A 25,917-nucleotide genomic window follows, 5' to 3' on the forward strand; every position below is an offset into this window, starting at 1 on the left:
AGCAAACCTCGACGGTGCCGCGACCGGTGTGGCGCGGCGGTCATAGGCGTTCGGCCACGCCCAAGCTAGCGTGGCGCCACATATCCGTTCAACCGAGGCGTGGTCCAGTGCTCAAGTCCTTCCTGCTCGCCGGCTCCGCCGCGACCCTCCTCGCCGGGGCGGCCGCCGCCGCCGACCTGCCGCGCCGCGTCGCCCCGCCGCCGGTCTTCACCCCCGTCCCGGTCTTCACCTGGACCGGCTTCTACGGCGGCCTGCACACCGACTACACCTTCACCGACCGCCAGCGCATCACCACGCTCGGCAACGATTTCGCGCCGACCAACACGATCGGCAACGTCGCGACCCTGCGCCGCCCGCCGGTGGTGCGCAACGAGCAGGACGGCCTCGCCAACATCGGCGGCGGCTTCGGCTACAACTACCAGTTCACGCCGGGCTCGGGCTTCGTGGTCGGCGTCCAGGCCGACTGGGCCTGGAACGACATCCACAAGAACACCTTCTACCTCGGCCCGCAGCTCGCCGCGAATAACGGCTTCTCGGACCCGAGCGCCTTCCGTCAGGAGCTGTCCTGGCTCGGCACCGTCGTGGGCCGCGTCGGCTACGCCTTCGACCGCGTCTTCGTCTACGGCATGGGCGGCTTCGCCTATGGCGGCGTCGACTACCGCGCCAACTTCTACACCACGGCCGGCGCCACCCCGCCGCTCGCGCTGGCCTATACCGGCCGCTACAACGACATCGCGACCGGCTACGCCTATGGCGGCGGCATCGAGTACGCCCTGCCGACCGATTCGATCTTCTCGCGCTTCAGCGTGCTCAGCCTCATCGGCGTGAAGTCCGAGGCGGTGACGGTGAAGGCCGAGTACCTGCACTACGACCTCGGCAGCCGCAACGTGCTGGTGAACAACACCGGCCTCGCGGTGAACGGGGGCGTCGGCGCCCAGCCGCGCGGCTCCTACACCTCGCGCTTCCATACCGAGGGCAACCTCGTGCGCGCCGGCTTCAGCTACAAGTTCAACGGCCTCTGATCCGCCCGGATCGGCTGAGCCGCTATGGCGGGCCCGGTACGGGCCCGCTCCCTTCGACGGTCGCCGGCACCCGCCAGGCGGCCGTTTTTGCGTTCCGCTCCCCAGTTCAGGAGCGGGCGGCACGCCCACCGGCACGGCGACCTCGATCCAATGGCCGAGCTTGACGGGAGACCGTCCGGACGGTAGTTCGTTATACATGGGTGTTTCCCCGGCACAGATCCAGAAGGCGGCCGACCTCAAGCAGAGCCTGCTGCGGGCCGCGGCGCAGATCATCCTGCAGGACGGCGTGCAGGCGTTGACGCTCGAGGCGGTGGCCCGGCAGGCGGGCGCCAGCAAGGGCGCCCTCCTGCACCATTTCCGCACCAAGGCGGAGCTGCTCACGGTCCTGATGGCCGATCTGGTCGAACGCTTCGAGGCCGAGATGGAGCGCTTCGCGGCGGACGACCCGGATCCGCGCGGGCGGCGGACCCGCGCCTTCATCAACGCCTCCGCCAACTCCGCCGCGGAGGAGAGCCGGCTCGGCGTCGTCGTCGCGGCGGCCTTCCTGTTCGATCCGGCCCTGATGCGCCGCTGGCAGGAGGTCGCCGAGCGGCTGATCGCCCAGGACCTCGCCGAGGCCGATCCGGTCCAGGCGAGCCTGCTGCGCCTCGCCGCCGACGGCCTCTGGGTCTCGGAGGCCTGCGGGCTCTACCCGATGAGCCCGGAGCACCGCGCCGCCGTGGTCGAGCGGCTCCTCTCCCTCACCCGCGCCTGACTGACGGGCGCGCCCCACCCCTCGAACCGCTTCGCGGCCGCTCACGAGCATGACGATGACGACCCAACACCGCTTCTCCGCGGCCGAGATCCTGCGCAGCATCGCCGGCGCCGGCCGCGCCCTGCAGCGCCGACAGAACCGCGACGGGCATTGGGTGTTCGAGCTGGAGGCGGACGCCACCATCCCGGCCGAGTACGTGCTCCTCGAGCACTACATGGACCGGATCACGCCCGAGCGGGAGGCCCGGATCGGCACCTACCTGCGGCGCATCCAGGGCGAGCACGGCGGCTGGCCGATGTTCCATGCCGGGGCCTTCGACCTCTCGGCCAGCGTGAAGGCCTATTGCGCCCTCAAGGCCATCGGCGACGATCCGCAGGCGCCCCACATGGTGCGGGCCCGTCGCGCCATCCTCGACCATGGCGGGGCCGAGCGCGCCAACGTCTTCACCCGCATCCAGCTGGCGCTGTTCGGCGCCCTGCCGTGGCGCGGCGTGCCGGTCATGCCGGTCGAGATCATGCACCTGCCCCGCTGGTTCGTCTTCAACATCTGGGCGATGTCGTACTGGGCCCGTACCTGCGTGGTGCCGCTCCTCGTGCTCCAGGCGGTGAAGCCGCGCGCCCGCAACCCGCGCGGCGTGACCTTCGCGGAGATCTTCCGGACGCCGCCGGAGCAGGTGCACGACTGGATCCGCGGCCCCTACCGCTCGCGCTGGGGGGTGGCGTTCAAGGCGATCGACACGATCCTGCGCTGGGCCGAGCCCGCCTTCTCGAGGATCGCCCGGGGGAGCGCCATCGCCAAGGCCATCGCCTTCGTGGAGGAGCGCCTGAACGGTGACGACGGCCTCGGGGCGATCTACCCGGCCATGGCCTACGCCCTGATGATGATGGACGCCCTCGGCTGCCCCGCCGACGACCCGCGCCACGTCACGATCTGGCGGTCGATCGACAAGCTGCTCGTGGAGACGGACGACGAGGTCTACTGCCAGCCCTGCGTCTCACCGGTCTGGGACACCAGCCTGTCGGGCCACGCGATGATCGAGGCGCTGCGCAGCGGCGGCGTCGAGGGCACCCGGGAACTGGACGCGGCCTGCGACTGGCTGGCGGCGCGCCAGATCACCGACGTGCGGGGGGACTGGGCGGTGACCCGGCCGGAGGCGCAAGCCGGCGGCTGGGCCTTCCAGTACCGCAACGACCATTATCCCGACGTGGACGACACCGCCGTGGTCGCCATGCTGCTCCACCGCAACGGCCGGCCCGAGCATGCCGAGGCGATCGAGAAGGCGCGGGGCTGGATCGTGGGGCTGCAGAGCCGGAACGGCGGCTGGGGCGCCTTCGACGCCGACAACGACCGCGAGTTCCTCAACCACATCCCGTTCGCCGACCACGGCGCGCTACTCGATCCGCCGACCGCCGACGTGACGGGACGCTGCGTCTCGTTCCTGGCGCAGCTCGGCCACGCGGAGGACCGGCCGGTCATCGACCGGGCCCTGGCCTACCTGCGGGCGGAGCAGGAGCGGGACGGCAGCTGGTACGGCCGCTGGGGCACCAACTACATCTACGGGACGTGGTCGGTGCTCTGCGCCCTCAACGCCGCCGGCGTGCCGCACGACGACCCGATGATGCGCCGGGCCGTGGCGTGGCTGGTCGCGATCCAGCGCCCGGATGGCGGCTGGGGCGAGGACGAGCGCAGCTACGACCTGCGCCGCTACGTCGAGAACGCGGAGAGCCTGCCCTCGCAGACCGCCTGGGCGATGCTCGGCCTGATGGCGGCCGGGCAGGCCGACCATCCGGCGGTGATGCGGGGCGCCGCCTATCTGCAGAACACGCAAGGGGCGGATGGCGAGTGGCAGGAGCGCTCCTACAACGCGGTCGGCTTCCCCAAGGTGTTCTATCTCAAGTACCACGGCTACCGGCTGTTCTTCCCGCTCCTCGCCCTGTCGCGCCTCCACAACCTGCAGCGCGGCAACAGCCGCGAGGTCAGCTTCGGCTTCTGAGCCGACGGACGGGAGCCCGGCGGCGGCCGGACGCCTCTTCGGCCTGGAGCACTTCACGATCGCGTTGCCATCGCGAAGCTTTCTAAGCAGACTTGCGTTGGAAGGCCAACGCAAGTCTGCTTAGGTTCTTGTTTTGTCGCAGATTTTCGGCGTCGAACCGGTAACCACTTCGGCGAAATCTGCTTAGGCCTTTGATTGAGCCGCATTGTCCTCGACGAGCCGGCATCCGCTTCGTCGGAAAATGCTCTAGTCGCGTTCCGCCTCGCGCAGGTGGCGGATGATGCCGGAGAAGTCGGTGCCGCCCTGCCCCGCCGCCTCGAAGGCGGCGTAGATCGCTTCCGCCTGCGCGCCGAGCGGCGTCGCGGCGCCGGCCCCCGCGGCGGCTTCCTGGGCGAGCCGCAGGTCCTTCAGCATCAGGGCGGCGGCGAAGCCCGGCTTGTAGTCGGTGTTGGCGGGCGAGGTCGGCACCGGGCCCGGGACCGGGCAATAGGTGGTGAGCGACCAGCACTGGCCCGACGAGGTCGAGGCGACGTCGAACAGCGCCTGGTGCGACAGGCCGAGCTTTTCCGCCAGCACGAAGGCCTCGGCGACGCCGATCATCGAGATGCCGAGGATCATGTTGTTGCAGATCTTGGCCGCCTGGCCGGCGCCGGCCTCGCCGCAATGCACGACCTTGCGGCCCATCTTGGCGAGGATCGGCTCGGCCCGGGCGAAGGCGTCCGGGGAGCCGCCCGCGATGAAGGTCAGGGTCGCCGCCTTGGCGCCGCCGACGCCGCCGGAGACCGGGGCGTCGAGGCTTGCAAGCCCGCGTCCCTGCGCCTTGTCGTGGGCCGCCCGGGCACTGGCGACGTCGATCGTCGAGCAGTCGATCATCAGGGCGCCGGGGGCGACGTGCGGCAGCACCGCGTCGTAGACCGCCAGCACGTGACGCCCCGCCGGCAGCATGGTGACGACGATCTCGGCGCCCGCCACCGCGGCCTCGGTGCTCGACGCCACCGTGACCCCGGCCGCGCGGGCGGCGTCGAGGGCGTCGGGCATCAGGTCGAAGCCCGCCACGGCGTGGCCCGCCGCGACGAGGTTGGCGGCCATCGGCCCGCCCATGTTGCCGAGGCCCAGGAATGCGATCTGCGTCATCGTTGTCTTCCGTCTTGCCGTGTGGTTGATTGAAGCGACTACGGAGAATCCGTACATCCATGGCGAACCGGTTCACCTGGGATGAACGGAAGGCGGATTCGAACCTGCGCCGGCACGGCGTTGCGTTCGAGACCGCCCTGATGGCGTTCCGGGATCCCTTCGCCGTCGAGCAAATCGACGACAGGGAGGATTACGGCGAGGAGCGCATCAACATGCTCGGCATGTGTGACGGCGTCATCCTGTTCGTGACCTATACGGAACGCGGGGAGGAGATCCGCCTGATCTCCGCGCGACGGGCAGAGCGACATGAGCGAGACCGTTATTTCCGCGAGAATTCGGCCTGACGGCAGTGTGGTGCGGTGCCACCCGGACGGGAGCGAGACACCGTTCGCACCGGCACCGCTGCGGCCGATGAGCGATGAGCAGGTTGCGAGCGCCGCGGCGGCCGATCCCGACGCGCGCCCGACGAGCCCGGAGGGCGCGGCCAGCGCCCGGCGCGTGCCCCGAATCCGCACGCTGCGGCGGGCCCTGGCGCTGACCCAGGAAGAATTCGCCGCGCGCTATCACATCCCGCTCGGCACTCTGCGGGACTGGGAGCAGGGCCGCACAATTCCGGATCAGCCCGCCCAGGCCTACCTGACCGTCATCGCGCACGATCCCGAGGGGGTCAGTCGGGCCCTCGCGGCGCGTCCCGCCTGACGCGGTCATGCCTCAGTTCCCCACCAGGCCCCGCGCCACGATCACCCGCATGATCTCGTTGGTGCCTTCCAGGATCTGGTGCACCCGCAGGTCGCGGACGATCTTCTCCACCCCGTATTCCGACAGGTAGCCGTAGCCGCCATGGAGCTGGAGCGCCTCGTTGGCGACCCGGAAGCCGGTATCGGTGGCGAAGCGCTTGGCCATGGCCGAACGCTGGGTGGCGTCGGGATCCTTGCGGTCGAGGCTGGCTGCGGCGCCGTAGAGGAGCGCACGCGCGGCCTCCAGTTCGGTCGCCATGTCGGCGAGGCGGAATTGCAGCGCCTGGAACTCGTCGAGGCGCTTCCCGAAGGCCTTGCGCTCGGCCATGTAGGCGAGGCTCTTGTCCAGCGCCGCTTGTGCGCCGCCGAGCGAGCAGGCGCCGATGTTGAGCCGGCCGCCATCGAGCCCCGCCATGGCGATGCGAAAGCCGATCCCCTCCTCGCCGAGGCGGTTCTCGACCGGCACGCGGCACCCTTCGAAGATCACCGCCCGGGTCGGCTGGGCGTTCCAGCCCATCTTGCGCTCGTTCGGCCCGAAGGACAGGCCGGGCGCGTCGGACGGCACCACCAGGGTCGAGATGCCCTTCGGCCCCGCCTCGCCGGTGCGGACCATCGTCACGTAGCAATCGGCCGCGCCGGCCCCGGAGATGAACTGCTTGGCGCCGTCGAGGATGTAGTGGTCGCCGTCGCGCCGCGCGGTGGTGCGCAGCGACGCGGCGTCCGAGCCCGAACCCGGCTCGGTCAGGCAATAGGCGGCGACCTGGTCCATCCGGCACAGGCCCGGCAGGAGGCGCGCCCGCTGGGTCTCCGACCCGAACCGGTCGATCATCCAGGCGGCCATGTTGTGGATCGACAGGAAGGCCGCCACCGTCGGGCAGCCGAGGCTCAGGGCCTCGAAGATCAGGGCGGCGTCGAGCCGGGTCAGCCCCGAACCGCCATGCTCCTCGGACACGTAGATCCCGCCCATGCCGAGGGCGGCGGCCTCCCGCAGCACGTCGAGGGGGAAATGCTTGCGCGCGTCCCAGTCGAGGGCGTGCGGGGCGATCCGCTCGGCCGCGAAGCTGCGCGCCATGTCGCGGATGGCGATCTGGTCCTCGGGGAGGGTGAACAGGGTCATGGCGGCGGTTCCTCCCGTTCTGTGTTGATTATTGTCTGTACCCGGCCTCGGACTGGCGCGGGTTTCTCCTCTCCCCGCGGGCGGGGAGAGGGCTGTGTCTCCGTTCAGGAGACGCAGCAAGCGGAGGCGTAGCCGGAGCGAGGGTGAGGGGGTGTTTCCGGATGAAGCTCTTCCGGCACCACCCCCTCACCCTCGCCCTGTGGGCTCCCTTCACCCCCGACAAGGGGGGTGAAGGCCTCTCCCCGCCCGCGGGGAGAGGGGAAACCCGTGCCACTCGCGGAAAGCCCGGATGGCTCCCGAACGCCTGACAGGCGTTACTGCATCACCGGCATCGAGAACTGCGCGCCTTCCTTCACCCCCGACGGCCAGCGCTGGGTGACCGTCTTGGTCTTGGTGTAGAAGCGCACCGCGTCCGGCCCGTGCTGGTTGAGGTCGCCGAAGCCCGAGCGCTTCCAGCCGCCGAAGGTGTAGTAGGCCAGCGGCACCGGGATCGGCACGTTGATGCCGACCATGCCGACCTGGACCTTGGCGGCGAAGTCGCGGGCCGCGTCGCCGTCGCGCGTGAAGATCGCGACGCCGTTGCCGTATTCGTGCTCGTTGGGGAGCCGCAGGGCCTCCGCGTAGTCCTTGGCCCGCACCACCGACAGCACGGGCCCGAAGATCTCTTCCTTGTAGATCCGCATCTCCGGCATCACGTGGTCGAACAGGCAGCCGCCCATGTAGAAGCCGTTCTCGTAGCCCTGCATCTTGAAGGCCCGGCCGTCGACCGCGAGCTTGGCGCCCTCGTTCACGCCGATCTCCACGTAGTTGCGCACCCGCTCCAGCGCCGCCTTGGTGACGAGCGGGCCGTAATCGGCGCTCGGATCGGTGGACGGGCCGATCTTCAGGCTCTCGACCCGCGGGATCAGCTTGCTCATCAGGGCGTCGGCGGTCTTCTCGCCGACCGGCACCGCCACCGACACCGCCATGCAGCGCTCGCCGGCCGAGCCGAAGCCGGCGCCCATCAGGGCGTCGACCGCCTGGTCCATGTCGGCGTCCGGCATGATGATCATGTGGTTCTTGGCGCCGCCGAAGCACTGGGCGCGCTTGCCCGTCGCGGTCGCCCGCGCATAGACGTACTGGGCGATGTCGGAGGAGCCGACGAAGCCGACCGCCTGGATGATGTCGTCGTCGAGGATCGCATCCACGGCTTCCTTGTCGCCGTTGACGACGTTGAGGATGCCGGCCGGCAGCCCCGCCTCGATCATCAGCTCGGCGAGCCGCATCGGCACGCCCGGATCGCGCTCGGACGGCTTGAGGATGAAGGCGTTCCCGCAGGCGATGGCGGGCGCGAACTTCCACATCGGGATCATGGCGGGGAAGTTGAACGGCGTGATGCCGGCGACGACCCCGAGCGGCTGGCGCATCGAGTAGATGTCGATGCCGGGACCGGCGCCTTCCGTGTACTCGCCCTTCTGGAGGTGCGGGATGCCGCAGGCGAATTCCACCACCTCGACGCCGCGCTGGATGTCGCCCTTGGCGTCGGGGATGGTCTTGCCGTGCTCGCGGGCGAGCAGGTCGGCGAGGCTGTCCATCTCGCGGGCGACGAGGTCGAGGAAGCGCATCATCACGCGGGCGCGGCGCTGCGGGTTGGTGGCGGCCCACCCGATCTGCGCCTTGGCGGCGTTCTCGATCGCCGCGCGCATCTCGTCCCGGCTCGCCAGCGCCAGGCGCCCGATCACCTCGCCGGTCATCGGCTGGTAGATGTCGGAGAAGCGGCCCGAGCGGCCGGAAACGTGCTCGCCGCCGATGAAGTGCCCGACTTCGCGCGCCATGAGGGATCCTCCCTGGATCAGATGTCTTGGGGCCACCTTGCCCTGGCGATCCGCATAGCGGAAGGGGCGTGGGAGCGGAACGGGTGTGCGCGGATGCGGGAACCGGACGGGACGAGGGGCGACGTGTGGGACGATTACCGCTTCGTGCTGGCGGTGCACCGGGCCGGCACGGTCTCGGCGGCGGCACGCCGGCTCGGGGTCGACCACGCGACGGTGATCCGGCGGATCGACCGGCTGGAGCGGCGCCTCTCCGAAAAGCTCTTCCATCGCCGGGCCTCGGGCTACACCGCGACGCAAGCCGGGTTGGCGCTGGTCGCCACCGCCGACGGGATCGAATCGGCGATCATCCACGGCGAGGCGGCGATCGGCCAGGCGGCCTCGCAGCTGGTCGGCACGGTGCGGATCGGCGCGCCGGATGGCTTCGGCAGCGCCTTCCTGGCTCCCCGCCTGACCGGCCTGATCGAGCGCCACCCTCAGCTCGACATCGAGCTCGTGGCGACGGCCCGGCTGTTCAGCCTGTCGAAGCGCGAGGCCGACATCGCCATCGGGCTGAGCCTGCCGCCGGAGGGCCGCATCGTCGGGCGCAAGCTCACCGACTACGCGCTCAAGCTCTACGCCGCCCCGGCCTACCTCTCCCGGCACCCGCCGATCCGCGAGCGGCGCGACCTCGAAGGCCACCGCTTCGTCGGCTACATCGACGAGCTGCTCTACTCGCCGGAACTCGACTACCTGCAGCAGGTCGCCCCCGGGGCCGGGGCGCGGCTTCGCAGCGCCAACCTCAACGCCCAGCTCCAGGCGACGGTGGCGGGCCTCGGCCTGGCGGTGCTGCCCTGCTTCATGGCCTCCGGACGCCCGGACCTCGCCTGCGTGCTGCCGGACGCGGTGTCGCTCACCCGCAGCTTCTGGCTGATGATGCACGCCGACAGCCGCGACCTCGCCCGCATCCGGGCGGTGGCGGAGCACATCTACGCGGCGGTCGAGGCGGAGCGGGACCTGTTCGCCCCCGGCGGGTGAGGCGGTCCCGCGGGGCGTCTCACGTTGCCCGACGCTACTCCCCCAGGATCGCCACCGCCCGGGTCCAGCCCGCCGAGGCGCCCTTGATCTTCACCGGGAAGCACGCGACCGTGAAACCCGTCGCCGGCAGCGCCTCCAGGTTGGCGAGCTTCTCGATCTGGCAGTAGCCGGCCTCGCGTCCGGCCTTGTGGCCCTCCCAGATCAGGCTGGCGTCCCCGGTGGCGGCGTAGCGGCGGGCGGTGTGGGAGAAGGGGGCGTCCCAGCTCCAGGCATCGGTGCCGACTACGCGCACGCCCTGCCCGGTCAGGTGCAGGGTCGCGGCCCGGCCCATGCCGCAGCCGGAATCGACGTAGTCGGCCTGCCCGAAACGGGCGCCGGCGCCCGTGTTCACCAGCACGATGTCGAAGGGCTTCAAAACGTGGCCGATGCGGGCGAGTTCGCGGTCGATCTCGTCGGGGGTCACGACGTGGCCGTCGGGCAGGTGGCGGAAATCGAGCTTCACGCCGGGCCGGTAGCACCAGTCGAGGGGCACCTCGTCGATGGTGATCGCCCGGGCGCCGCCATCCATGGTCGGGTGGTAGTGCCAGGGCGCGTCGAGATGGGTGCCGTTATGGGTGGTGAGCTGCACGCTCTCGACCGCCCAGCCCTGGCCGTCCGGCAGGTCCTCGGGCTCGAGGCCCGGAAACAGCCCGGCGACCATCGGGGCGGAGGTCGCGTGGTCCATGTATGTCACGGTCGGGCGCTGGAACGGCGGGTCGGCCGGCACGTCGTTCTCGATCGCGATGGAAAGGTCGATCAGTCGGGGCATTCCGGCGGCTCCTGCGATGGTGTAGCGGCCTGCATCCTCCCGTCACACGGTCCTGGCAAGGGACCCGCCCGGCCACGAGAAGGACCCCGCATGACGCCGACGATCCGCCCCATCGAGGATGCCGACGTGCCGGCGGTGATCGCCCTGTGGCACGCGGCCGGCGTGGCGCGGCCCTGGAACGACCCGGCCACCGACATCGCCTTCGCCCGGCGGGGGCCGCACGGCACCGTCCTTGTGGCGGAGGTGGAGGGGTCGCTCGCCGCCACCGCGATGGCCGGCGAGGACGGGCACCGCGGCTGGCTCTACTACGTGGCGGTGGCGCCCGAGCATCAGGGCAGCGGGCTCGGGCGCGCCATGGTCGCGGCGGCGGAGGCGTGGCTCGCCGCGCGGGGCGTCTGGAAGGTGCAGCTCCTGGTGCGCCGGGAGAACGAGGGCGTGCTCGGATTCTACGACCACCTCGGCTACCGCGACACGAATGCCGTCTGCCTCCAGAAGGTGATCGCGACGGCGTGAGACCCGTCGCGCCCGGCTACTCCCCTCCCCCCTCCCGCCCCGGCCAGATCACCCAGTGCAGGTCCGGCGTCTCGGCGAAGAGCCGGCGGTGCTGGCTCACCGCGTAGTTGTCGGTCATGCCGGCGATGAAGTCGGCGACGCGGCGGGGGGTGCGGGGGTCGTCGGGACCGACGAGGCCCGCGCTCCATTCTTCGGGCATCCGGGTCGGGTCGCGGCGGAAGGTGGAGAAGAGATCCTCGACGATCGCGGCGGCCCGGCGGCGCACCGCCATCACGCCGGGATGGCGGTACATCCGGGCGAACAGGAAAGTCTTGATGTCCCGGTCGGCCGCCGCCATCGGCTCGGAGAAGGCGACCACCGGGGCGGCGGCGTGGCGGATCGCGGCGGCATCCGCCGGCTGCAGGGCGGCGAGGCGCCGCTCGGCCTCGGCGATGACGTCCTCGACGAAGCGGGTGATGACCCGGCGGGCGAGCTCGTGGACCACCCGCGAGCGCTCCAGGCCCGGATAGGTGGTGCGGATCTCGTCGAGGAGGCCGGCGAGGAACGGCACCTCGTTCAGGTCGTCGAGGCCGAACAGGTCGGCGCGCAATCCGTCGTCGAGGTCGTGGGCGTCGTACGCGATGTCGTCGGCGAGCGCCGCGACCTGGGCCTCGGGCCCCGCGAAGGTCGCGAGTTCGAGGTCGTTGAGGGCGTTGTACTCGGTGATCGCCACCGGGATGCCACCCTCGGCATAATGCGGCGTCGGCCGCCCGTCGCGGGTCAGGAGCGGGCCGTTGTGCTTGACGAGGCCCTCCAGGGTCTCCCAGGTCAGGTTGAGCCCGTCGAAGGTGGCGTAGCGGCGCTCGAGCCGGGTCACCAGCCGCAGGGCCTGGGCGTTGTGGTCGAAGCCGCCATGCAGGGCCATGCAGGCGTGCAGCGCATCCTCGCCGGTATGGCCGAAGCAGGTGTGGCCGAGGTCGTGGGCCAGCGCCAGCGCCTCGGCCAGGTCCTCGTCGAGGCCGAGCGCGCGGGCGAGCGCCCGGGCGATCTGGCTCACCTCCAGGGTGTGGGTCAGGCGGGTGCGGTAATGGTCGCCCTCGTGGTGGACGAAGACCTGCGTCTTGTGCTTGAGCCGCCGGAAGGCGGCCGAGTGGACGATCCGGTCGCGGTCGCGCTGGAAGTCGCTGCGGGTCGGCGAGGCGGGTTCCGCGATCAGCCGTCCGCGCGACGCGGCAGGGTCGCTGCCGTAGGGGGCCCGCCAGCGCTCGCCTGTCCGTCTCACGTTCGCTCCCCCTCGCGCCGTTTTGCGCCGCACCGGCGGCATCCCGTCCCACGCCCGCGCCGCGGTTGCGGCGCACGGCCCCACTTCTTATGTTGCCATCGCACGCCGGACCCCCACCCGAGAAGCCGTCGATGACCCCGATCACCCTGACGTCCCGCGCCGCCCGCCGCATCAACGAGATCATGGGCGCCGAGCCTCCGGGCTCGATGCTGCGCATCAGCGTGAATGGCGGCGGCTGCTCCGGGTTCCAGTACGCCTTCGACATCGCGAAGGACCGCACCGACGACGACCTCGCGGTGGAGCGCGACGGCGCGACCGTGCTGGTCGACCCGACCTCCCTGCCGTACATGGAGGGCGCGACGATCGACTTCGTCAACGACCTGATCGGCCAGTCGTTCAAGATCGAGAACCCGCAGGCCACCGCCTCCTGCGGCTGCGGTACCTCGTTCTCCCTGTAACCTCGCCTGCCATTCTTCCGGGACGTTCCGCCATGACCCGCTCACTGACAACGGGCGTGGCCCGGGCCGCGCTCGGTGTCGTCGCCTGCGCGACGCTGGCCGCCGCCCTGCCGGCGACCGTGCCGCTCCTCGCCACCCCGGCGCTCGCCCAGAATCCCGCGCCGAGCGCCGGACAGGCCGGAGCGGTCGCCCTCGACGAGGTGGTGCTGCCCCTCGGCCCCGTCACCCTCAAGGCGCCGAAGGTGGAGCTGCGCGGCACCGCGCTGTCGCGCGACGAGGCGCGGGCGATCCTGGATCCGGCCGGCCCCGCGCCGTGGCGCACGCGCCTCGACAAGCTCGACGCCCGCGAGATCGTGATTCCGGTCCTGCGGGTCGAGCAGCCGGCCGGCGGGCGGGTGCAGGTCGCGGTCTACCACGACGTCGTGGCCCGGGACGTGACGGCGGGCCGGATCGGCATCCTGGAGGCCGGCGGCGCCACCCTGACGGTCGAGGGTCCCGGGCCGGACGCGGCCGGCGCCTATGGCCGCCTGAGCATCCGCGAGCTCGACCTGCCGGGCCTCGCGCGCCTCCTCGCCGAGCCCGGCGGGCCCGACGCGGCACCGGTCCGGGTCTATGCCGGCGTCACCGCCGAGGACATCGCGCTCTCCGGCCCCGACGGAGCGGCGTTCCGCATCGCCCGCATCGATGCCCGCGACCTCACCGGCCGGCCGACGACGATCCCGTGGGGCGAGACCGCCCGGGCGCTGGCGGAGGGGGCCGGCCGGAAGGACGCGCCGGAGCGCGCGCGCATGGCGGGCCTCGCCGCCGACCTGATGGACGGCGTTGCCATCGGCGGCCTCGAGATCAGCGGCATCACCCTGGCGGTGCCGGGCGGGCCGGCCGCTTCCCCGGGCGGCCCCGGGGCCAAGCCGATGCCGGTCCAGGCGAGCCTGGCGCGCCTGACCTATGCGCCGGACGGCGAGGCCAAGGTCGGCGAAGGCAAGGCCGGTGAGGTCAAGGCCGGCCAGCCCGCGCTCGGCGAGATGCGAGCCGAGGGCCTGGCCGTCGAGGCGCCGGCCGGCCGCGTCGCGCTCAAGGGGCTGACCCTGTCGGGCCTGTCCCTCAAGCCGGTGCTGGACGGCCTGCGCCGCGCCGCGGCCGGGCCGCTCGATCCGGCCGAGCTGCGCCGCTACGCCCCGGCGCTGGCCCGCATCGCCGTCAACGACCTCGACGTCGATCTCCCGGCCCAAGCTCCGGGCGCGGACCCGCTCCAGGCCTCGGGCCCGCTGCGCTTCGCCCTGCGCAGCGGCAGCCTCGCGATGAGCGAGCCGCGCGACGGGGTGCCGACCGCCTCGCGCCTCACCGTGGACGGCCTCACCGGCGCGATCCCGCCCGGCACCACGGCGCCGCTCCTCGCCGACCTCGCCGGGCTCGGCTACGCCAGCCTCGATCTCTCGGGCATCGTGGATGCCCGCTGGGACGAGGCCGCCCGCGAGCTGACCCTGCGCGACGTGACGCTGACCGGCAAGGACATGGGTACCGCCCGGATCACCGGCACGATCGGCGGGATCGGCAAGGAGGTGTTCGATCCCGAGCCGATGGTCTCGTCCCTGGCGCTGCTCGGGGCCAGCGCCAAGTCCCTCGGGCTCACCCTGGAGAATGGCGGCCTGTTCCAGCGCTTCGTCGACCAGCAGGCCAAGGCCCAGAGCCTGAAGCCGGAGGAGCTGCAGCGCGAATACGGCACGGCCGCGATGCTGGGGATCCCGGCCGTGCTCGGCGGCTCGCCCTCCGCCAAGGCCCTCGGCCAGGCGGTGTCGCGCTTCGTGGTCAAGCCCGGCCGCCTCTCGGTCAGCGCCGCCGCCAAGGACCCGGCCGGCCTCGGGCTGATGGATTTCAGCACCGCCCCGAGCCCGGGCAAGATCTTCGACCGCCTGACCGTGACCGCGACGGCGGAGTGACACTGCAAACGGGCGGGGCCGGGACGAGGTCTCCCCTCTCCCCGGCCCCGCCCCTGCCGCGACCGTCGTCTTTCGTCAGTACGCGTTCTCGGTCTTGAACAGCGCCAGCGGCGTCATCGCCAGGATCTGCAGGTCGAAGAACACCGACCAGTTCTCGATGTAGTACAGGTCGTGCTCGACCCGGCGCTGGATCTTCTCGCTGGTATCGGTCTCCCCGCGCCAGCCGTTGATCTGGGCCCAGCCGGTGATGCCGGGCTTGACCTTGTGACGGGCGAAGTAGCCGTCGACGACCTGGTCGTAGAGGGTGTTGGCCGCCTTCGCCTGGAGGGCGTGCGGGCGCGGCCCGACGAGGGACAGGTCGCCCTTTACCACGTTGATGAGCTGGGGCAGCTCGTCGAGCGAGCTCTTGCGGATGAAGCGGCCGACCGGGGTCACCCGCGGGTCGCCCTTGGTGACGATCTTGCTCGCCGTATAGTCGCACTGGTCGGTATACATCGAGCGGAACTTGTAGACGTCGATGATCTCGTTGTTGAAGCCGTGGCGCTTCTGCCGGAAGAAGACCGGGCCGCGCGAGGTCAGCTTCACGGCGAGCCCGACGCCGAGCATCACCGGCGAGAGCAGCAGCAGCAGCACGGCGCCGACCACCCGGTCGAACACGCCCTTGACCACCACGTCCCAGTCGGCGATCGGCCGGTCGAACACGTCGAGCACCGGCACCGAGCCGAGATAGGAGTAGCTGCGCGGGCGGAGCCGGAGCTTCGAGGCATGGGCCGAGAGGCGGATGTCGACCGGCAGGACCCAGAGCTTGGCGAGCATCTGGAGGATGCGCGCCTCGGCCGAGATCGGCAGGGTGAAGACGATCAGGTCGACCTTGGTGCGCCGGGCGAAGGTCACGAGGTCGCTGACGGTGCCGAGCTTCGGGTAGCCGGCGACCACGTCGGCCGAGCGGCCGTCGTTGCGGTCGTCGAACAGGCCGACGACCTTGAGGCCGGAATCGCCCTGCGCCTCGATCGCCCGGATCAGGGCCTCCGCCGGCTCGCCGCCGCCCACGACCGCGACGCGCCGGTCGAAGCGGCCGCGGCGCATCTGCGCGCTCACCACCAGCGACAGGACGAGCCGCTCGGCCACCAGGAGCGCCAGCCCGCCGCCATAGACGGTGCCGAGCCACAGGCGCGAGTAGTTGTCGCCGAGCTTGGCGAAGAACAGGACCGTGGCGGCGAGCAGCATCACCAGCGACCAGCCGAGCACCACCCGGGCACCGACGCTGAAGAAGGCCCGAAACGCCCGGATCCCGTAGGCGCCGAGCGCCTGCAGCACCAGCACGTTGAGGCCGGCGAGTCCCAGGATCGCCGCGACGTAGCCGAGATGGAGCGGCACCACGCCGGCGAGGAGCCAGCGCTGGGCGCACAGGCCGGCGAGCGCCACGAGGCCGAACTCGACCGCCCGGACGCAGCCGGTGAACACCACCGGCGACACCGCCGGGTCCGGCCGTACCGGCGCCACGGTCTCGGCGGGAGGCACGGCCTCGCGCTCGTGGCCGGCGCGGCCGAGCGGGCCGCCCTGGTCGGCCGCCACGGTCTTGAGGATGTCGCGGACGTCGAACGCACTCATGGCACGGTTCCGGTCACGGCTCGCGGAGGAGACCCCCGCATCGATCTAGGTGGGAAAAGGAGGATCGCCCGTGGGCACTGACAAAAGCATTAAGGGGCCCGCGATCGAATCGCTAAAAATCGATCGATCCCGGGGCGGGGATTCCCTCACGCTCCGACGATCCGCTGGCGGGCGGCGGCATAGCCCGCGAGCCCGTCCTCGGCCATCTGGTCCATCGAGAACCGGCAGCGGATGAAGGCGCTCAGGCCCGCCGCTTCGCCGCGGCGCGCCTCCGGATTCTGATCGACCTTGCGCAGGATCGCGCCCGCGAGGGCGGCGGCGTCGTTCGGCGGGACCAGGGCGGGGGCGGCGGGCCCGAAAATCTCCGGGATGCCCCCGACATCGGTCGAGACCATCGGCTGGGCCGCCGCCGCCGCCTCCAGGATCACGTAGGGCAGCGATTCGGCGAGGGAGGGCACCACCATCACGTGGGCGCGGCTCAGCGCGGCGCGGATCGGCTGGGGCGGCTCGAAGCGCACGTCCTCGGCAAGACCCAGCGCCGCGACCCGCGTGCGCAGGGTATTTTCGTCCGGCCCCGAGCCGACCACCAGCAGGGTCAGGCGCCGTCCGCGCTCGCGGCGCAGGCGCGCCAGGGCCTCGAACAGCACCGGGACGCCCTTCGCCTCGCGCAGCTCGCCGATATAGACGAGGTCGAGGGCGTCCGGCGCCCGGTCGATCGGGGCGAATTCCTCGGCGGCGATGCCGTTATGGACGATCCGCACCAGCCGCGTCGTCGGTCCGACATAGGCCCGGTAGCGCCCGGCGATGAAGTCGCTCTCGAACAGGAAAACGTCGGTGCGGGCGGTGAGCACGCGCTCGGCCTGCATGTAGAGGCGATGGAGCGCCGAGCCGGGGCGGTAGTTGAAGCTGCCGCCATGCGGCGTGTAGGCCCGCACCGGACGCAAGGCCGACCCGACCGGGACCAGGCGGGCGAACAGGCCGCCCTTCGAGCCGTGCCCGTGCAGCACGGTCGGCGCGGCGCGGCGCGCGAGCCGCGAGAGGGCGGCAAGCGCCGAGAGATCACTCGGATGCGGGTTGCGGCGCATCGGCAGGCGGGTGACGCCGAGGGTCAGGTGCGGGGCGAGATCCGCCAGGGCGGCCTCGGCCCGGGCACCGCCGGTGCTGGCATCGCAGAACAGTCCGACATCGTGGCCGGCCGCGGCCTGGAGCCGGGCGACGTCGACGACGTGGCGAAAGAGGCCCCCGACCGGGGCCCGGAAGACGTGCAGGATGCGCTCCCGCGGCGCGGCCGCCGCGAGCGGGGCGGCATCCCGGAGCGCGGCGTCCCGCGGAGCGGGACCGGCGACGAGGCGGAGTGGGGAGGCGGCCACGGGCGTGTCCTCAGGCTCGATGACGGCGCCGCGGCGCGCGGCAGCCTCCATCTCGCCCCGGGACCGTACCCGGCCGGTTAAAGTCCGGTCGAAAGTTTTGTCCGTACCCGGATCGACGGGCGCGTGGTTAACCGCTGGTCAGTGGAAGTCGAGATCGCAGGATGGCCTGTCGCGTCCCAGACCTTGCCGGCGCGCAGGGCGGGGGAAGGAGCACGGGCACTCCTCAGAACCAGCGCTCCTTGACGACGATCGTGTCGCCGGGGCGCACCGGGTAGGTCATCGGCACGATGCCGGAGACGAGGCCGGTCGGCCCCTCGCGGGTGACGACGGCGTAGTCGCGGGCGGCGCGGGGCCCGAAGCCCGCCGCGATCGCCACCGCGGTCTCGACCGTCATGCCGCTGACATAGGGGTACTGGCCCGAGGTCGTGACCTCGCCCAGGATGAAGAACGGCCGGTAGACCTCGACCTCGACCGTGACGTGGGGCTCGCGCACGAAGCCGTCGCGCAGGCGCGCCTCGATGGCGCGGGCGGCCTGGGCGGTGGAGCCGCCCGCGACCTTGACCGGGCCGATCAGCGGCAGGGCGATGCGTCCGGCGCCGTCCACCGCGTAGATGTTCGAGAGGTTGTCCTGTCCGAAGACGATCACCCGCAGCTTGTCGCCGGCCGCCAGGGAATAGGCGGCACCGACCGAGCCCGTTCCCGTCTCGTCGAGCAGAGCGGTGCGGTATTCCGGCCGCAGGCAGCCCCCGAGCGCCAGGGTGGTCGCCACGGTGGTCACCATGCCGGTGAGGAGGGCGCGTCGGTTCATCGCTTCCGGCCAGTCCAGATCGTGTCGGCGAGGTCTGATGCCCGAGGTCTAGGGCGGCATGGTTAATGAAGTCTCACCCGGACAGGGCGTACGGAACCGGATCGTCCGCGCCGCCAATGCCTTAACTTGTCGGCAACCTTAATCGGGTGTTATCGCGGCGCGGCCCGTCCACGGGCCGTCTCTCTCCGCGTCCTGACAGACGGTCCGCCATGCCCCGCGCCTTCCCCTTCGCCGAGCGGTCGCGTGCCCGCCTGCCCGACCGCCTGGCCGGGCGCAGCCGCAAGGGCCCGGACGAGGCCCGCCCCGACCTCGCGCCCCGGGAGGACGCCGACAGCGCGTCCTCGGACGGCCTGACTCTCGGCGATGTCGGCCGCCTGCTGCGGCGGCGCTGGCTGGTGATCCTGCTGCCGACGGTCGCGGCCTTCGGGCTCGCCGTCGTCTTCGTGCATGTCGTGACGCCGCGCTACACCGCGGAGGCCAAGCTCCTGCTCGAGAGCCGCGACAGCGCGCTGACGCGCCTGCAGCAGGACCGGGGCGAGCTGCCCCAGCCGATCGACGAGCAGGCCGTGGCGAGCCAGGTCCAGGTGGTGATGTCGCGCGACATCGCCCGCGAGGCGATCAAGAGCCTCGGCCTCGTCGGCAACCCCGAATTCGACCCGATGGTGAAGGGCGTCGGCGGCCTCCAGCAGGTGCTGGTGATGCTCGGCCTCGCCCAGAACCCCCTCGACCGCGAGCCGGTCGACCGGGTGCTGGAAAAATACTTCGAGCGGCTGCTGGTCTACCCGGCCGGCAAGTCGCGCATCCTGACGATCGAGTTCCGCTCGAAGGACCCCGAGCTGGCCGCGAAGGCCGCCAACACGATCTCGGACCTCTATCTCTCCTCCCTCGCCGCCGCCAAGGTCGACACCGCGCGCTACGCCTCGACCTGGCTCGGCTCCAACATCGACGCCCTGCGCAGCCGCGTCGCCGAGGCCGAGGGCAAGGTCGAGGCGTTCCGCGCCCGCAACGGCCTCATCGGCAGCGGCGGCACCGCCAACCAGCCGCTCGCCGCCCAGCAGCTCGCCGAGCTCTCGACCCAGCTGACCCAGGCCCGCGCCGCCCAGGCCGATTCCGTCGCCAAGGCCAAGCTGATCCGCGAGATGCTCAAGGACGGCCGCAGCTTCGAGATTCCGGACGTCGCCAACAACGAGCTGATCCGCCGCCTCGTCGAGCAGCGCATCGGCCTGAAGGCGCAGCTGGCGCTGGAGGCCCGCACCCTGCTGCCGCAGCACCCGCGGATGAAGGAGCTCGGCGCCCAGCTCGAGGGCCTGGAGACGCAGATCCGGGCCGCCGCCGACCGCGCGGTGCGTACCCTCGAGAACGATTCCCGCATCGCCGGCAGCCGGGTCGAGAGCCTGCAGGCGGCGGTGGACGCCCAGCGCACCATCGTCGCCAAGGCGAATGGCGACGAGGTCGAATTGCGGGCGCTGGAGCGCGAGGCGAAGGCCCAGCGCGAGCAGCTCGAATCCTATCTCGGCCGGTTCCGCGAGGCCGCGGCCCGCGACGCGGCGAGCGCCGCCCCGGCGGATGCCCGGGTGGTCTCCCGCGCGGTGGTACCCGACCTGCCGTCCTTCCCCAAGAAGCTGCCGATCATCCTCTTCGCCACGGTGATCGCGTTCCTGTTCGCCATCGGCGGGGTCGTCGCCAAGGCGCTGCTCGCCGGCGATCCCCCGGGCCGCGGCCGCGGCCGCCCGCCGGTGCGCCGCCCGGAGTCGGAGACCGATGCCCCGGTCGTCATGAATCCGATGCCCGAGCCGGCGGCCCGGGTCGCCGCCAGCCTCCCGGCCGAGCCGGAGATCGAGGCCGCGCCGCTGCCCGTGGCGCCGGCCCCGCAGCCCGAGCCGGCCCCGGTCCGGGAGGCCGCCGCGCAGGCCGATCCGATGCCCGCACCGGCTCCCGCGCCGCACTCCTCCGCCGAGCGCCTGTTCGCGGAGCCGGCGCTCCTGCCCGCCGCTCCGGTCCCGGCGATGGCGGCCCAACCCGCCCCGGCCCCCGCCGTCGCCCCGGCTCCCGCTGCCCGGGCGGCATCCGAGCCCCGCTACGACCTCGACGTGCTGGTGGCCCGGCTCGACGCGGTCGAGACCGCGGGCGGCGGCCGGCGGGTGCTCCTCGTCGGCACCGGCGAGGGGACCGACCTCGACGACCTCGCCCGCAGCCTCGGCCGCGCCGCCGCCCTGCACGGCCGCGCCCTGCTGGTGCGCCTCGACGGATCGGCGGACGCGCATCCGGGCCTCACGGATCTCGTCGCCGGCCGGGCCGATTTCACCGCGGCGATCCGGCGCGAGGCCGGCCCGCGCCTCAACCTGATCGGCCGCGGCCGCGGCGAGGCCTCGGCCCTGCTCGACGGGGGCGACGCGCTCGGCCTCACCTTCGACGCCCTCGGCGAGGCCTACGACTGGGTGATCGCCTCCCTCAACGACGGCTTCTCGGCCGAGACCCGGTCGATGGTGAGCGCGCTCGGCGCCTGGATGGACGCGGTGGTGATCGCCTCGAATGCGGAGGCCGACGACCCGCGCCTCGTCGGGCTGTTCGATACCGCCGAGGCGGCCGGGGTGCCGGAGGTGATCGTCGCCCAGGACCGGGCCCCGGCGGAGGTCCCGATGCCGTCCTACCCGCTGCGCCGGTCGGCCTGAGGGAGCGACCCGGACGTAGGACGCGGGGAGACCGGCACGGCCTCCCCTTTCTTATTCCACGCCCCGCCTGCCGGACCGGGCCCCCTCCCCCGGCGGGGCCTGCCCGTCCCGCAGGGCCCGCACCAGGGCCTCGGCCTCGCCGCTCTGGAGGAGCGGCACCAGGGCCCGCACCCGCTCCGGCGGTAGGTCCCACCAGGCGGTCTCGACCAAGGCCGCCGCGATCTCCGGCGAGAAGCGGTGGCGGATCACCCGGGCCGGGTTGCCGGCCACGATGGCGTAGGGCGGCACGTCCCGGGTCACGACCGCGTGGGCCGCCACGACGGCGCCGGGGCCGACCGTGACCCCGGACAGGATCAGGCAGCCCGAGCCGAGCCAGACATCGGCCCCGATCGCGACGTCGCCCCGGGAGGCGTGGTAGCCGTCCGGCGCGTCGAGGTCCGGCCACAGGCCCGTCATCGCGGCGAACGGATAGGTCGAGACCCAGTCGGTGCGGTGGTTGCCCCCGAGCAGGATCTCGACCTTGTCGGCGATGGAGCAATAGGGGCCGATCGTCAGTCGTGCGCCGGATTCCGGAAAGCGAACCTTCGGCCTGCCGTAGGAGAACGGCGCCACCCGGAAGCCATGGCGGGCCACGAGCTTGGCCAGATGCAATCGCGTCTCGTTGTGAGGGTTGCGCCCCTGCCGCAGGCGGTGCAGGAAACCCATCACCCGCGGACTCGCTTGCGAGCCGCGGACAGGATGGCAAGCCCGACTTTTCGGGCGACCCGGGGAGACAGCGCGGTGAGCAGCAACATTTCGGACGATCTGAAGAGCGGCGCGCTGTTCTACCACCGTCATCCGCGACCCGGGAAGCTGGAGATCCAGCCGACGAAGCCGCTCGGCAACCAGCGCGACCTGGCGCTCGCCTACTCCCCCGGCGTCGCCGCCGCCTGCGAGGCGATCGCCGCCGATCCGGAGGAGGCCGCGACCCTGACCGCGCGCCAGAACCTCGTCGCGGTGGTGTCGAACGGCACCGCGGTGCTCGGGCTCGGCGATATCGGCCCGCTCGCCTCCAAGCCCGTGATGGAGGGCAAGGCGGTCCTGTTCAAGAAGTTCGCCGGCATCGACGTGTTCGACATCGAGCTCAACGAGAAGAACGTCGACAAGCTCGTCGACGTGGTGGCGGCGCTCGAGCCCACCTTCGGCGGCATCAACCTCGAGGACATCAAGGCGCCGGAGTGCTTCGAGGTCGAGGAGCGCTGCCGGGCCCGGATGAACATCCCGGTCTTCCACGACGACCAGCACGGCACGGCGATCATCGTGGCGGCGGCCGTCCTCAACGGCCTCGAATTCGCCGGCAAGAACATCGCCGAGGTCAAGATCGTCACCTCGGGCGCGGGGGCGGCGGCGCTCGCCTGCCTCAACCAGCTCGTCTCGCTGGGGGCGCGGCGCGAAAACATCTTCGTCACCGACATCGAGGGCGTGGTCTTCAAGGGCCGTGAGACGCTCATGGACCGCTGGAAGTCGGTCTATGCCCAGGAGACGCAGGCCCGGACGCTCGCCGAGGTGATCCCCGGCGCCGACGTCTTCCTCGGCCTCTCGGCCGGCGGTGTGCTCAAGCCCGAGATGCTGGAGCGGATGGCCGAGAAGCCGCTGATCATGGCGCTCGCCAACCCCTATCCGGAGATCATGCCGAACCTCGCCGAGGAGAAGCGGCCGGACGCGATGATCTGCACCGGGCGCTCCGACTTCCCGAACCAGGTCAACAACGTCCTGTGCTTCCCCTACATCTTCCGGGGGGCGCTCGACGTCGGGGCGACCACGATCAACGAGGAGATGAAGGCGGCGGCCGTCAAGGCGATCGCGGGGCTCGCCCGCGAGACCCCGTCCGACGTCGTCGCCCGCGCCTATGGCGGCGAGGCGCGGCCCTTCGGCCCCCACTCCCTGATCCCGAGCCCGTTCGACCCGCGCCTGATCCTGCGCATCGCCCCCGCCGTCGCGCAGGCCGCGATGGAATCCGGCGTCGCCAAGCGGCCGCTGCCGGACGTGCAGGCCTATGCCGAGTCCCTCGACCGGTTCGTGCACCGCTCCGGCTTCATCATGAAGCCGGTCTTCACCGCGGCCAAGCAGGATCCCCGCCGGGTCGTCTACGCCGAGGGCGAGGACGAGCGGGTGCTGCGCGCCGTCCAGGCGATCGTCGAGGAGGGGCTGGCCAAGCCCATCCTGATCGGCCGCCCGAACGTGATCGAGACCCGCCTCAAGCGCTTCGGCCTCGCGATCCAGCCCGGCCGCGACTTCGAGCTGATCAACCCCGACGACGATCCGCGCTACCGCACCTACGTCCAGACCTACATCGATCTCGCCGGACGCCGCGGCATCACGCCGGACGGCGCCCGCACGCTGGTGCGCACCAACAACGCGGTGATCGGCGCGCTGGCCGTGCGCCGCGGCGAGGCCGACGCGCTGATCTGCGGCCTGGAGGGCCGCTTCGAGAGCAAGCTCCGGGTGATCCGCGACATCATCGGGCTCGCGCCGGGCGCCCGGGACTTCGCGGCGCTCAGCCTCATCGTCACCTCGAAGGGCGCCTACTTCCTGGCCGACACCCACGTGAGGCCCGATCCGAGCGCCGAGGAGATCGCCGACGTCGCCATCGCCTGCGGCGACACCGCCCGCCGCTTCGGCCTGTCGCCGAAGATCGCGCTCGTCAGCCATGCCGATTTCGGCTCGTTCGACACCGCCTCGTCGCGCAAGATGCGCCAGGCCCTGGCGCTGGTGCGCGAGCGCGCCCCCGACCTCGAGGTCGACGGCGAGATGGCGGCCGACACCGCCCTGTCGCAGGCGATCCGCGACAAGGTGCTGCCGGGCTCGCGCCTCAAGGGCGAGGCCAACGTGCTGATCATGCCGAACCTGGATGCGGCGAACATCGCCTTCCAGTTCTCCAAGACCCTGGCCGACGCGCTGCCGGTGGGGCCGCTGCTCCTCGGCCCGGCGAAGCCGGCGCATATCCTCACGCCGTCGGTGACGGCGCGCGGCATCGTCAACATCACCGCCGCGGCGGTGGTGGAGGCCCAGGGGCAGGAGGTGCTGACGCCCGAGGGCGACAGCGCGGCGGAGACGGGGACGCCGTTGGTGTCGGCTTGATGTAAGACGAGGCGGCCCGGTGGGATAACCACCGGGCCTCCATACCACCGTCGCATACAAGCTCAAATACATGGTCAGCTATTTACCTCTGTCCGGTTTTTTACGACCCTTATTCTTCTTAATCATCTGCCCAGGCAATATTGTCCTTCGACGCTGGCGAGCAGCCTCGGCCTGGATTTTAGTATAGTCAACTTGCAGGATTGATGCAGATCTTACACTTTGATGCTGGACACCGTCAATCTCATCAAATTTTTTGTAGCTTAAAATTAAAATATTTGTCGAATCATTTTTGAGAACAGCACAAGCAACTTGCGCCTGGAACTTGATTTCCTCAACGCTCGGTTCCATTCTCACGCGGCAGAGCCAGATCTGTAGGGGGTATCGCTCCCTACAAGAAATTGGCGTGTTGGGTGCTCACGTAGTGTGGGTTCAAGTTGCTCAAGAAGGAGTGCTATATCCTCCTGGCTCGTCTGATCGTAATCGCGGAGCATGGCATCAATCCGCAGCCATCCGACGGGTCGACGCCGGTCGATAGCTTCAAGTATACGAATTAGGCCGACAGGCATAGACTGTGTTGGCACCGGGCGCTCGGCCCAGTTCTCGTTCTCGAAATAGCGATCCACAATATCACTGAAAGCAGTCCAAATTATCTGATCAGTGTCTTTTAGCTGTTTGCGCAAGTCGATATCAAATCTATTGCGAACAACATACGCACCAAGATGATCGATTTCATCAAACAACATGGCCTTCGGTATGCCTGCGACCTGCTGACGAACACTTAAATAATGAATTAGCTGGCCGGTAGTAGGCAGAAATCGATTGATAACGAACAAATCGTCAACGGACATGGATATGAAAGGATGCGCTCCAAGGATCGGAGTAATGTCTGGCAGTTCCTTGGCCATTGCTGAGAACGGAGTGAAGGCCTCGATCGTGAGGCCGATCGGCAGAATTATCCGAAATTTATCGCGCTTGATTCTAGCTATCTCGACGTGCGCACCATTGCGCAGCAAGAACAGCGGTACCTCTGGCGCGCTTGCCAAATAATTGATGAAACGTGCGCACTGCTTATAAGCCTTGCCAATAAGTTCATTAATCACTCGCTCATGGCTCGCAAAATTCGTAGCAGGGGACTGCATTGGCATCACCCCGGCCTTGCCCTCAATTACAAGCAGAACGTCATCAACTAGCAGTAGTAAGTCGCACTCAGCCCACTCGCCCGTTGCCACATCTTTGTAATATACGCTCTCGAATGATTTACTATCTCGTAGCTGCCGAGAGAATATTTTTGTATAAGCTTCTTCAACGCGGCGACCTTGCCGGCTAATCCAATCATCGCGATACGGCAATCGTTTCCACAACCCCCATTGAATGGCGCGATACGCGGAATCTCGAACGAACTGACCGTCGGTTGCATAGACCTCGCCTCCAAGCTTGATTCCTGGCTTGATTCGAGCTGGCAGTGTCCGCATTGGTGTGCCCGCAAACTCGCCTTCGGCAAAAAATTTTGTGTTCTCGCCAGGTATATATGAAATATCGTCAAGCAGAGCAGCCGGAAGCCCAGAATGTCGGCTCAGATTGCACACACCGCCAAAAATAACACCCTGAATTTGGTAGATAATTTTTGCAGATAATTCCGGTTCTTCAATCTTCATTCGTCCTATTAATGTCTTTGTATCTTCGCCGCGCGCCTCCGCTATAGCGTGAATCTTTTCCATCGCGGCATGTATTCCCTCTGCGGCTCTGCTGACGCCAGACCGAAATGTATCCGCGA

The 25,917-nt window shown here is 70.3% G+C and carries 22 protein-coding genes; 11 read left to right on the plus strand and 11 right to left on the minus strand.

Features of this window, described 5'->3' with window-relative positions; all coding sequences use genetic code 11:
* Positions 1 to 107 precede the first annotated feature (107 nt).
* The 3 genes from miv_RS17395 to shc all read left to right on the plus strand — a co-directional run bounded on the left by miv_RS17395 (position 108) and on the right by shc (position 3,769).
* Positions 108 to 1,022 (plus strand): outer membrane protein, encoded by a 915-nt coding sequence (locus miv_RS17395; protein WP_048429515.1) that lies wholly within the window; start codon positions 108 to 110, stop codon positions 1,020 to 1,022.
* Between the two features lie 196 nt (positions 1,023 to 1,218).
* Complete coding sequence (locus miv_RS17400) at positions 1,219 to 1,776, plus strand: TetR/AcrR family transcriptional regulator (protein ID WP_207177926.1); 558 nt, start codon at positions 1,219 to 1,221, stop codon at positions 1,774 to 1,776.
* 55 nt (positions 1,777 to 1,831) lie between these two features.
* Entirely contained in the window at positions 1,832 to 3,769 is a 1,938-nt protein-coding gene (gene shc / locus miv_RS17405) for a squalene--hopene cyclase (RefSeq protein ID WP_207177927.1), read from the plus strand.
* A gap of 246 nt (positions 3,770 to 4,015) precedes the next feature.
* Here the strand turns inward: shc and mmsB are convergent, their stop codons facing one another.
* On the minus strand, positions 4,016 to 4,903 hold the full coding sequence (mmsB, locus tag miv_RS17410) for a 3-hydroxyisobutyrate dehydrogenase (protein ID WP_207177928.1): 888 nt from the start codon (positions 4,901 to 4,903) through the stop codon (positions 4,016 to 4,018).
* 59 nt (positions 4,904 to 4,962) lie between these two features.
* Between mmsB and miv_RS17415 the strand changes: the two genes are divergently transcribed.
* Positions 4,963 to 5,247, plus strand: a complete 285-nt coding sequence (locus miv_RS17415) for a BrnT family toxin (RefSeq protein ID WP_207177929.1) — start codon at positions 4,963 to 4,965, stop codon at positions 5,245 to 5,247.
* 67 nt (positions 5,248 to 5,314) lie between these two features.
* Positions 5,315 to 5,602 (plus strand): helix-turn-helix domain-containing protein, encoded by a 288-nt coding sequence (locus tag miv_RS17420; protein ID WP_048429511.1) that lies wholly within the window; start codon positions 5,315 to 5,317, stop codon positions 5,600 to 5,602.
* 12 nt (positions 5,603 to 5,614) lie between these two features.
* On the opposite strand, the gene miv_RS17425 is transcribed toward miv_RS17420, so the two are convergent.
* Both miv_RS17425 and miv_RS17430 read right to left on the minus strand, forming a co-directional pair.
* Positions 5,615 to 6,757: an isobutyryl-CoA dehydrogenase gene (locus tag miv_RS17425; RefSeq protein WP_207177930.1), complete on the minus strand. Its 1,143-nt coding sequence runs from the start codon at positions 6,755 to 6,757 to the stop codon at positions 5,615 to 5,617.
* A 314-nt stretch (positions 6,758 to 7,071) separates the two neighbouring features.
* Positions 7,072 to 8,571, minus strand: a complete 1,500-nt coding sequence (locus miv_RS17430; RefSeq protein ID WP_207177931.1) for a CoA-acylating methylmalonate-semialdehyde dehydrogenase — start codon at positions 8,569 to 8,571, stop codon at positions 7,072 to 7,074.
* Between the two features lie 93 nt (positions 8,572 to 8,664).
* Here miv_RS17430 and miv_RS17435 point away from each other — a divergent pair, with 93 nt between their 5' ends.
* Positions 8,665 to 9,585 (plus strand): LysR family transcriptional regulator, encoded by a 921-nt coding sequence (locus miv_RS17435; RefSeq protein WP_207177932.1) that lies wholly within the window; start codon positions 8,665 to 8,667, stop codon positions 9,583 to 9,585.
* 34 nt (positions 9,586 to 9,619) lie between these two features.
* Here the strand turns inward: miv_RS17435 and miv_RS17440 are convergent, their stop codons facing one another.
* Complete coding sequence (locus miv_RS17440; protein WP_207177933.1) at positions 9,620 to 10,393, minus strand: cyclase family protein; 774 nt, start codon at positions 10,391 to 10,393, stop codon at positions 9,620 to 9,622.
* Between the two features lie 90 nt (positions 10,394 to 10,483).
* On the opposite strand from miv_RS17440, the gene miv_RS17445 reads away from it, so the two are divergent.
* The gene (locus tag miv_RS17445; protein WP_048429504.1) at positions 10,484 to 10,906 is read left to right on the plus strand and encodes a GNAT family acetyltransferase; all 423 of its coding nucleotides are present in this window, start codon (positions 10,484 to 10,486) and stop codon (positions 10,904 to 10,906) included.
* Positions 10,907 to 10,922: 16 nt separating this feature from the next.
* Here the strand turns inward: miv_RS17445 and miv_RS17450 are convergent, their stop codons facing one another.
* Entirely contained in the window at positions 10,923 to 12,209 is a 1,287-nt protein-coding gene (locus miv_RS17450; RefSeq protein WP_058618987.1) for a deoxyguanosinetriphosphate triphosphohydrolase, read from the minus strand.
* Positions 12,210 to 12,298: 89 nt separating this feature from the next.
* On the opposite strand from miv_RS17450, the gene erpA reads away from it, so the two are divergent.
* A complete protein-coding gene (gene erpA / locus miv_RS17455; RefSeq protein ID WP_048429502.1) occupies positions 12,299 to 12,625 on the plus strand; it encodes an iron-sulfur cluster insertion protein ErpA in 327 nt (108 codons plus the stop codon).
* 32 nt (positions 12,626 to 12,657) lie between these two features.
* The gene (locus tag miv_RS17460) at positions 12,658 to 14,562 is read left to right on the plus strand and encodes a hypothetical protein (RefSeq protein WP_207177934.1); all 1,905 of its coding nucleotides are present in this window, start codon (positions 12,658 to 12,660) and stop codon (positions 14,560 to 14,562) included.
* 75 nt (positions 14,563 to 14,637) lie between these two features.
* Here miv_RS17460 and miv_RS17465 read toward each other — a convergent pair whose 3' ends face one another.
* The 3 genes from miv_RS17465 to miv_RS17475 all read right to left on the minus strand — a co-directional run bounded on the left by miv_RS17465 (position 14,638) and on the right by miv_RS17475 (position 18,351).
* The gene (locus miv_RS17465; protein ID WP_058618989.1) at positions 14,638 to 16,173 is read right to left on the minus strand and encodes an undecaprenyl-phosphate glucose phosphotransferase; all 1,536 of its coding nucleotides are present in this window, start codon (positions 16,171 to 16,173) and stop codon (positions 14,638 to 14,640) included.
* A 146-nt stretch (positions 16,174 to 16,319) separates the two neighbouring features.
* On the minus strand, positions 16,320 to 17,594 hold the full coding sequence (locus miv_RS17470; RefSeq protein WP_207177935.1) for a glycosyltransferase: 1,275 nt from the start codon (positions 17,592 to 17,594) through the stop codon (positions 16,320 to 16,322).
* A gap of 172 nt (positions 17,595 to 17,766) precedes the next feature.
* Complete coding sequence (locus miv_RS17475) at positions 17,767 to 18,351, minus strand: polysaccharide biosynthesis/export family protein (RefSeq protein WP_048431567.1); 585 nt, start codon at positions 18,349 to 18,351, stop codon at positions 17,767 to 17,769.
* 209 nt (positions 18,352 to 18,560) lie between these two features.
* Here miv_RS17475 and miv_RS17480 point away from each other — a divergent pair, with 209 nt between their 5' ends.
* Entirely contained in the window at positions 18,561 to 21,023 is a 2,463-nt protein-coding gene (locus miv_RS17480) for a GumC family protein (protein ID WP_207177936.1), read from the plus strand.
* A 51-nt stretch (positions 21,024 to 21,074) separates the two neighbouring features.
* Here miv_RS17480 and miv_RS17485 read toward each other — a convergent pair whose 3' ends face one another.
* Positions 21,075 to 21,719, minus strand: a complete 645-nt coding sequence (locus tag miv_RS17485) for a CatB-related O-acetyltransferase (RefSeq protein WP_280529474.1) — start codon at positions 21,717 to 21,719, stop codon at positions 21,075 to 21,077.
* A gap of 84 nt (positions 21,720 to 21,803) precedes the next feature.
* On the opposite strand from miv_RS17485, the gene miv_RS17490 reads away from it, so the two are divergent.
* Positions 21,804 to 24,143 (plus strand): NADP-dependent malic enzyme, encoded by a 2,340-nt coding sequence (locus miv_RS17490; RefSeq protein ID WP_280529450.1) that lies wholly within the window; start codon positions 21,804 to 21,806, stop codon positions 24,141 to 24,143.
* Positions 24,144 to 24,221: 78 nt separating this feature from the next.
* On the opposite strand, the gene miv_RS17495 is transcribed toward miv_RS17490, so the two are convergent.
* Together miv_RS17495 and miv_RS17500 are read right to left on the minus strand one after the other, a co-directional pair.
* Entirely contained in the window at positions 24,222 to 24,491 is a 270-nt protein-coding gene (locus miv_RS17495) for a hypothetical protein (protein WP_207177938.1), read from the minus strand.
* Between the two features lie 2 nt (positions 24,492 to 24,493).
* Positions 24,494 to 25,861, minus strand: a complete 1,368-nt coding sequence (locus miv_RS17500; RefSeq protein ID WP_207177939.1) for a hypothetical protein — start codon at positions 25,859 to 25,861, stop codon at positions 24,494 to 24,496.
* Between the last annotated feature and the right edge of the window lie 56 nt (positions 25,862 to 25,917).

This window comes from Methylobacterium indicum, assembly GCF_017347565.1.
Lineage (GTDB): Bacteria > Pseudomonadota > Alphaproteobacteria > Rhizobiales > Beijerinckiaceae > Methylobacterium > Methylobacterium indicum.